The sequence below is a fragment of the Streptacidiphilus neutrinimicus genome, from assembly GCF_000787815.1.
Taxonomy (GTDB): Bacteria; Actinomycetota; Actinomycetes; order Streptomycetales; family Streptomycetaceae; genus Streptacidiphilus; species Streptacidiphilus neutrinimicus.
The window spans coordinates 13441-21893 of the sequence record NZ_BBPO01000061.1 but is presented as its reverse complement, the minus strand read 5'-3'; the positions used below and the strand labels follow the sequence as shown (position 1 = coordinate 21893).

Sequence of the window (8453 nt, the reverse complement as noted above, 5' to 3'; positions counted from 1 at the left end):
CCCCCTGGGACCCCGCCGACGCGATCTGGGCCGCAGCCCGCCTCCTGTGCGCGAACGGCGCCCGAGGCGCACAGAACATCCCCGCAGCGGTCTACCAGTACAACCACGACCACACCTACGTCACCCGCGTGCTCGACATCGCCCGCAGCTACGCCGCATCGGCCCAGGCGTCTGCCGCGTCCGGCCCTGCGGCCGCCCGGGCGCTCGCCTTCGCCCGCTCCCAACTCGGCGTCCCCTACAAATGGGGAGCAGAAGCCCCCGGCCACGCCTTCGACTGCTCCGGCCTCACCCAGGCCGCTTACGCCGCCGCCGGCATCCGGCTTCCACGCACCGCACAAGCGCAGTACGACCACGGACCCAGCCTCCCGCACGGAGAAGAGTTCCAGCCAGGAGACCTCGTCTTCTTCGGCACCGACACCGCCCACATCGTCCACGTCGGCATCGCCACCTCACGCACCGACATGATCGACGCCCCACACACCGGAGCCCTCACCAGACTCGAACCCATCAGCGGCGACCTTGTCGGGGCGACGCGTCCCCGGCGATCCTGAACGGATGTGTCGGTGATCCGGCTGTGTCGTTGATTCGGTGGTGACGGCGAGCGTCAGCGTGCGACGACGTGTCGTTCTGGATGCCAAGCGGCTCGGCACCACGGTGCTTTCCGGCTGTCGCCACTGGTTGTGGACAGCGTGTCGGACGAGGGCGAGCGGATCCGGGTCCGTGCCCGAACGCCGGGTGGTCCGGTAGCTTGCCGACCAGCGGTGCCGAGACCGAGCGAGTGCACATTTACCACCGACGGACCGTGGCGGACGTCGCCGCCGACGTACCCCGGGTCGCCGTGGGGTCGAGGTCCGGCGCATGGTCTGCCCGCGAATCAGCGACCGTGCCATCTTCCAGAGCTGCTCTCCTGAACTGCGAAGAGCGATCGCGGACATGGCCGTCGCCAGGGTCCACGGGGTAGGGAGGAGGGCAAGCTTATGGGTCTTCGTCAGGCCCGTGATCAACATCGGCGTTCGTGCTTCTTGTCTGGGTAGGGCGGTCTAGCCTCGTGCCTACGTGGTCCACGCCGAAGGTGGGGGTATGCAGGGAAAGACGAAGGTGGCCGTGATCACCGCCATTGGGGCCTGTCTGGCGGCCCTTATCACTGGCGTCTTCTTGCTCTTGGCCGGCACCAGCTCCGCTGGCCAGACGAACACCTGTGACCATCAGGCCAGTTGCACGAACTATGGCTCGCGCCCCTAGATGTCCTGCGCCCGGGAGCTACCTTGATCAACACTGCACGCGCCTATCTCAAGCTCGCGCTGGCAATCGGCCTGCTCCTGCCAATGACTGCGTGCTCGCAGACGGGGGCAAGCAACAACTGCCAGCGCGGGGCCACCTGCAACAACGTCGTCGGCTCTGGCGCAGCAGCAACGCCTGCCATGCCTCTTCACGTCCAGGCTGCCCTCACAGGCTGCCCCCCAGCCTGGTACTCCCCACAGACCCAAAGCCAGATCGTCGCCCAACACGAGGTAAGGAACGGTCAGCTGACCGCAGGCGGCACTCCGATCTCAGGTGACGGCTCCATGACTCTCGAGATCACAGCCACCGACGCGAGCGAAGAGGCATCGCTCATCACAGGAGTCCACGTCAAGGTCGTCCACGCCGTCGTGCCGACATCCGGGCTCGTGGTGATGGATACCTTCGGCTGCGGTGCCAACACCACTCACCGCCTGTTCGACGTGGATCTCGACCAGGTGCCAGTGCAACTCGGACCATACGCCAACACCTTTGTGGCCCCCGCACTCCCCCGGACGTTGTTCCCGCTCCAGCTCACCACCCGGGATTCAGAAGTCTTCGACCTGAACCTGTTCTCTGGTTACAAAGACGTTGCGTTTGACGTGGAGGTCGACTGGGTGGTCGCAGGTAAGGCAGGAAAGACGATCTTCGACAACGGTGGGAGCGGATTCCAGGTCGCCGGCCCCGGTGCGCTGCCGACCTACCAGGAGAATCCTCAATCGCCCGGCACCCTGATGCCCGCATCGACGCCGCTGTGGAAGCCCGCCCCAGTCTGCGGCGAAATTCCTGTTCCGCAGACTCGCGTCCAGGTCGTCGTCACACACGGAGCCGTACCCTGCAGTTCCGCGCTGGCCGTGGCACAGACCTATCTCACGGGTGGGAACGGAAGCCCCGGGGGGTGGGAATGCGTCCGCGCCGGGGACTCCGTACACGACGACAGCGGCGCCGTTGGATGGTGCACCGCCGCAGTGGGGCGCATCGATCTTGTCGATCCAGGGATCGTTCCCGCACCCTACAAGTCGCCCTGGACGGGCAACTGAGCATTCCTTGGGCGAGCTCTCGCGGGGGCGTATGAGAGTTACTGGCATTCGACGCGTGATGTCGTAGCGGATGACGGAGCATGATCGTCGCGGTATGCCGTCCGTATGAGGTATCCGCAGGGTGGTGGGCTGACGCCTGAACGCCAGGCGTTTCGCGAGCGGATCCGGTTGGAGGCGTCCGAGCGGTTCGCCGCCGGCGCCTCCAACGGGGAGGTCGCCAAGGACTTACGGGTCAGCGTGCGCTCGGTTCAACGATGGCGCCGGGACTGGGAGGACGCCGGTGCCGCGGGACTGCGGTCCGCCGGGACCGGTGTCACTGCCGAAGCTGAGCGACAAACTGTTCGCCGCGCTTGAGATCGAGCTGGCCAAGGGGCCGGTGGCCCACGGCTGGCCCGATGACTCCTGCCATCTCGTCAGGCCGCGCCGGGCCCGAGCGAGCGGCCCAGGCTACGCGCCTTCGACCACGGATCACTGGCGCCTGCGGGACGTCCATCCAGCACGGCCAAGAAGGTTTGCTGCAGCCATCCGAACGTTCGGGTTCTCGTCCCGCAGAAGCTCGCGGGCTGCTGGCCCGTAGGTGGCTTCGGCGTTGCTGACCTGCAGCAGGTAGACCAGAGCCCTACGCCGAACCCAGTGGTCTGGATCCTTGAGCGTCGTTGCCAGCACCTGGGCGGCCTCGCTGTCGAGCTCGGCCGGGGTCCGGGCCGCGTCCATCCTCACTCCCCGGTCGGGGTCCCGGGCCAGCGCCTGGACGAGCGCGTCCCGGGCGCGAGCGGTAAGCGGCTGACGCCCACCCAGGGTGTAGGCAGCGGGGGCCTTCGCCCAATGCCGGGTAGTTAACGGATTTCCGCTGGTGGCAAGGGTGTTGATGTCCATGCGGTGGCTGCGTAGAGGCCAGGTCCGAGCTTGTGGATGATCCCGCTTTCGGCCCATCGGGACAGCTGCCGATACATGGTGTGCAGGGTGACGTCGCCGAAGTGGGCGGCGATCTCCGCGGGTCTCCAGAAGCGCGTCGGGTCCTCCTGCAGGAGTTCGAGGATGCGGTGTCTGCGGCGCTGGCCAGGGGAAACGTTCCGGTCGTCGCGGGAGACCGTGGGTAGTGGCGGCTGGTCGGGGCCGGGCTCGAGGACGGTGACGGTGAGGTCGGTGATGGTGCGGCTGTGGTCGGGGCGGCCGTCGTTCTGTCGTTCGGCGTACCGGGAGACCGACGAGCGGACCTTGCGGGTGCTGACGCGGGGCCGGCGCGGTGGGAGGAGGGCGGCCAGGACGCGTTGGGCGATGACGCCGACGGTGCCGGTGTTCGGGAGCACGGCGATGCCGGTGGCCTGGACGACGAGGTCGCGGGCGGCCTGCAGGGCTATGGTGAAGCCGCAGCGGTCCGGATCGGTGCCCGGCCTGGACTCGGCGGCCTGGACCATCACGGTGCGAAGCGCTTGGTAGAGGGTGAGCTGGGCCCACATCTCCTGCTCGACGCCGATCGGGTCGCCGGACCTCAGCGGGCGGCCCTGTCCCAGGGTGTGCCGCAGTGCGAAGTACGTTGACTCGTGTTCCCACCGCTCGTGGTAAAGCTCGGCCAGCACGGCTGCGGGGTAGCGGTTCGCGCAGGTCAGTGTGGTGGCGAGCCGGTAGGTTCCGGTGAAGGACGTGCCGTCGTCCAGGGCCACGGTGACCTGTGCCTCGATGATGCGGACCGGGACTGTGCCGATGACCGACAGGTAGGAGCCGTCGCCCAGCCGGGCCAGGACCGGCGTGCGGCGGTTGGCTCGGATCCGCCCCAGGAACTGCGCGCCGGTGCCGGTCAACGCGGCGAGGAAGGCGTTGGCGTCGAAGCCCTTGTCCCACAACAGCAGCATGTCGGGACGCAGATGGTGCAGCAGCCGGCTGGCGTAGGCGGTCTCGCCGGTGTCGGTGGGGCCGAACACCGCGCCGATCAAGGACCTGGTGCCGGTCTCCACCAGCGTCATCAGCTCCAGCATCGGGCAGCCGCCCCGGCCACCGGGGCCGAACCCGCCCACGTTGCGGGCGGTGTCGGCCAGCCGGATCGAGCTGCAGCCGTCGAAGGAGACCGTCCGGAAGCGTCCGAACCGCACCCCGGCCGTGGCTGGCCGTGCCAGTGGTCCGGCCAGGACCTCGAACAGCCGACGGACCGGCGCCGCACCGACCCGACGGCGCAGGTCGCGCAGAGCCTTCGCGGTCGGGTCGGCGACGTCCACGCCGGTGCCCGCCAGTGCCGCGGTGAGTTTGTTCCAGACCAGCTGGTAACCGACCTCCGGGAACAGGCACATCGCCAGCACGAAGTAGACCCCGACCCGCGAGGGGAGATCCCGCAGTCGGCGCTGCACACCGCCCGACTCCTCCAGGACCGCGTCGACGAGTTCGAACGGCACGACCTGCGTCAGCTCGCCCAGATGACCGGGTGCGAAAGGGCCGGCGGCCACGGTGAACTCGCGGGAGAGCACCGTCAGGCCAGGCGGCGCGGCACAATGACGTACGGGCAACGGGGCACCTCGAAGATCAGCAGTCTTGGCGGACTATCTGATCAACGCGGCCCCGTTGCCCGCGTCACGATCCGACGCTGAAACCCCTTGCCACCAGCGGAAATCCGTTAACTACCCGGCATTGGGCGAAGGCCCCTGGTCCGCAGGGCGACGTCGCCCTTCACCCGTAGGGTGGGACGTCAGGCTCTCGCATCGTTCGTCGTCTGTGGCTGGAAGAACCGTGACCATCGCCGCTCGTCTCGTCGCCACCATCGTCGCTCCCATGGACCCGGCGTCCTCGGACGCCCCGCGGGTCCTGCACGGGCCCAACCGCCGACTTCTCGTCCAGCGTGATGACACCGAAGTGGTGGCCCTCGACATGGACGTGCGCCCCGCCGGACGAGCCTCCGAGGTCCGCTTCCCGGCGCCCTGGCCGCGCCACTTCGGATCGGTGACAGTGTCGCCGGACCGGGATGCCGCGGTGTTCGCCGGCGTGCACGCCGTGCGTTCAGTGGCGGCGACCGGCACGACGCGCTGGGAAGTGCGGCATGGCTGCTGGTACGGCGGCTGTGCCCTTTTGCACCCGTCGTTCGACGAATACGCGCACGACAAGGACCACCTCTACGCTGACAGCGGCTCGGCCGCGGTCAGCGCGGACGGCAGGCTCGTTTGGGCCCACGTCCGCGGTCCGTTGGACGGCGATGGGGACACGGAGGACGACCAGGAGTTGTGGGTGGTCCTGGACGCCATGGACGGAAGAGTCCTGGGGCGCGTGAACACAGTGACCGTGGCCTCCAACTCCGAGCACACTCCACACCTCGACGCGACGCAGATGGGGCTGAATGTCGGCGAGGGCGAGGAAGGGTCACCCGCGCTGTGGGGACGCTGGGACGGGCAGCAGCTGACCGCCGCGCAGATCGGGACCGAGCTGGTTCTCCTTGCGGTGAGCCCGTCCGGCCGGCACCTCCTGACCGTCGATGTTGGGCAGTGGTCGCTCTCCCTCAACCGGACGGAGGACGGCGCGCTTCTGCGGGAACTGGACGCCCAGGGCACGGTGCCGTCCCACCCGCGGAGCACTGGCGAGGACAGGGTGTACTGGGACTACGACGCAGCCTTCATCGACGAGGACACCATCGTTGCCGGGACCTCCGAGTGCGAAGCCCGGTATGGCACGGCCCGCCATTGGCTGGTCAACGTGCATGGGATGACCCTGCGGGGCGAAGTCTCCTACCCCTTCCCTGTCTCCGGGCCTGCCCGCTCTGCGGGGGACGGCGCGTGGTACACGGTCTCCAAGGACCGGACGGCTGTGCATCTGTGGAAGTTGGCCGGCGAGAAGTGACCTCGGCTGGGTGATGCCCTGCCCGTTCGCCGAACACCAGCGACCCGGTCCGATAGTCCTGGGACGTGAGATACGCGCAGGGCGGCGGGTTGACCGACGCCGGGAGGGCCGCCCGCGAGCGGTTGCGGCTTCAGGCCGTCGAACGCTTCAAGGGCGGTCAAAAGAATGCAGAGATCGCAGCCGAGCTGCGGGTGAGCGTGCGGTCGGTGGAGCGATGGCGAAGGTCCTGGCGCGAGTGCGGCGAGGCTGGGCTGCTGTCGAAGGGGTCCCCGGGCCGCTCTCGGCTCAGCGAGGCCCAGGTTGCCAGACTTGAGCGGGAGTTGGAGCGAGGCCCGCTCGTCCATGGTTGGACGGATCAGCGGTGGACGCTGGCGCGAATCAAGACACTGATCGGCCGGCTGTTCCACGTCTCTTACACCGTCGAGGGCACCTGGCAGTTACTGAAGCGGCACGGCTGGTCGTGGCAGCAGCCCGCCCGGCGGGCGATCGAGCGCGACGACGCCGCCGTCGAGATCTGGAGGAAGGAGACCTGGCCGCGGGTAAGAGCACTGCGGCGGAGCGCGGGGCCTGGATTGTCTTCGAGGACGAGGCCGGGCAGTCGATGACTCCGCCGCGCGCCAGGACCTGGGGCCGGATCGGCCAGACTCCGGTCGTGCGGGTGCGGGGCCGTGGCTCCGGCCGGGTATCGATGGCGGGCATGACCTGCTAAAAGCCGGGCGAGCGGTCCCGGCTGATCTACGCGATCCGCGAGTACCGGGGCCATAAAGGCCAGCCGAAAGGCTTCGACTGGCGGGACTTCCGCGACCTGATCGTCCGTGCCCGACTCCAGCTCGGTGGCCCAATCGTGCTGGTCTGGGACAACGTCCGACTGCACCTGACCGCCGGGATGAAGGAGTTCATCGACGCGAACGCCGACTGGCTGACCGTCTTCCAGCTGCCGACCTACGCCCCGGACCTCAACCCGCAGGAGGGCATCTGGTCACTGGTCTTGCGCGACATCGGCAACCTCGCCGCCGCCGACCTCAGCGAGATCACTCGTGCCGTGAAGCGCCGACTCAAGCGCATCCAATACCGCCCAGAGTTGATCGACGGATGTCTCGCGGGCACTGGCCTGATCACAGACGGCTGACCGACATCACGCTTTCAAGTTCAGTATCCAGGCGGAGGGTGCTACCAGCGCACACGAGCAGAGATCCTGAATGCCCTCGCCGGGACGGGCGAAGGCGAAGAGCACGGGCATCAGGACGTGTGTCCGGGCCCGACCGTCACGACGGCCGCTGGCGTCACGGTCAGTCGTTCTCATCGACGTCGTCGCTGGCCGTCCACCAGTCCCCTGCCCCTTGGACCGAGGCGTACTCCTTGCGCCCGGTCCATCGCGCCCGGCCGGTGACCCACACCTGGTCCCCGACCCTGTAGGCGTGCGGCCGGTCAAGCCGCTTGTCGAAGGCAACCCTGGTCACTTCTGCGTGGGCGGTCTCCGGGCCGTGAGGGAGGAACCTGGCCAGGCGGTTCAGGACCAGGGGTCCTGTGATCTTGTTGGTGACCGCATCGCGCACCGCTTCGCTGCGCAGCAGCGGCTCCAGGTCCGCGACGCTCATCTCTGACGGGTCTGCGAGCTGAGCCAGAAGCCCCGCAAATCCCCCTTGCACCAGCTTCAGGTTGGACGCCTTCTCACCGAGCGCGGCGACGGCTTCAGCCCACAGATCGGGGTCCCAGCCCGTCCCGACGGCGAAGTCCTTGTCTTCGGAGAGGAACCAGACCGGCTCGTCCCGGGACCTAGCCGTCTCCAGGAGCGTCAGCCAGATCACCGCGTCACGGGCACCGCGGGCCTTGACGCGCTTCCCCGTGCCGTCGCGCCATACGCGTTCCGCCGGCGGCTGGCGGTTGGCTTCACGCGTCAGCGCGGCCTCGGCCGCCCCAGGCGGGATGGGAAGGATCTCGAACGTCTCCAGAGCGTCGCTGCGCAGGGCAGCTGCCTCATCTGCTGTCAGGTCGAGCAGCGGGGAGCCCAGGTCGCGCCCGAAGGCGATGCCCAGCATGTCGAGCGACTGCCGGGCGGCCCTGAGCGCCTCGGCCACGTCCCGGCGATGATGGGCGACGTGCTCGATCCGGACCATCTCCGGCACCGCGAGCACATGGTTCTTGTGGCCTGCGAGGGTGCGGAGCATCAACAGTAGAGAGCCGTTCGGGAAGTTGGCCGCATCGAGCATGTTGGTGTCGAGGACGATCACGCTGCTACCTCAAGGTGGCGAAGGGACGGGTGCATCAGGTGTCGCTCTCGTTGGTCGACGCGGGCTGGGCGGGAAGGGTCCGGTACGC

6 protein-coding genes and 2 pseudogenes are annotated in these 8453 nt (G+C 68.3%); 5 read left to right on the top strand and 3 right to left on the bottom strand.

Annotated elements, in window-relative coordinates:
• The 3 genes and pseudogenes from TR48_RS29435 to TR48_RS41030 form a co-directional block, all read left to right on the top strand.
• Nucleotides 1–551, top strand: a 551-nt coding sequence (locus tag TR48_RS29435) for a C40 family peptidase (protein ID WP_170183565.1), incomplete at its 5' end; no start/stop codon positions are given.
• A 714-nt stretch (nucleotides 552–1265) separates the two neighbouring features.
• Complete coding sequence (locus tag TR48_RS29430; protein WP_152628250.1) at nucleotides 1266–2318, top strand: hypothetical protein; 1053 nt, start codon at nucleotides 1266–1268, stop codon at nucleotides 2316–2318.
• A gap of 105 nt (nucleotides 2319–2423) precedes the next feature.
• A pseudogene (locus TR48_RS41030) lies at nucleotides 2424–2736 on the top strand (helix-turn-helix domain-containing protein); the annotation flags it as partial.
• A gap of 50 nt (nucleotides 2737–2786) precedes the next feature.
• On the opposite strand, the gene TR48_RS41025 reads toward TR48_RS41030, so the two are convergent.
• Both TR48_RS41025 and TR48_RS29420 read right to left on the bottom strand, forming a co-directional pair.
• Entirely contained in the window at nucleotides 2787–3194 is a 408-nt protein-coding gene (locus TR48_RS41025; protein ID WP_161789929.1) for a HEAT repeat domain-containing protein, read from the bottom strand.
• Nucleotides 3155–4816, bottom strand: a complete 1662-nt coding sequence (locus tag TR48_RS29420) for an IS4 family transposase (protein WP_084729869.1) — start codon at nucleotides 4814–4816, stop codon at nucleotides 3155–3157. Before TR48_RS29420 ends, TR48_RS41025 begins: the two co-directional genes overlap by 40 nt.
• 220 nt (nucleotides 4817–5036) lie before the next feature.
• Here TR48_RS29420 and TR48_RS29415 point away from each other — a divergent pair, with 220 nt between their 5' ends.
• Complete coding sequence (locus tag TR48_RS29415; protein WP_236652384.1) at nucleotides 5037–6134, top strand: hypothetical protein; 1098 nt, start codon at nucleotides 5037–5039, stop codon at nucleotides 6132–6134.
• A gap of 65 nt (nucleotides 6135–6199) precedes the next feature.
• Nucleotides 6200–7263, top strand: a pseudogene (locus TR48_RS46875) (IS630 family transposase).
• 160 nt (nucleotides 7264–7423) lie between these two features.
• Here TR48_RS46875 and TR48_RS29400 read toward each other — a convergent pair.
• A complete protein-coding gene (locus tag TR48_RS29400; protein WP_042372991.1) occupies nucleotides 7424–8365 on the bottom strand; it encodes a PIN domain-containing protein in 942 nt (313 codons plus the stop codon).
• Nucleotides 8366–8453: the final 88 nt, after the last annotated feature.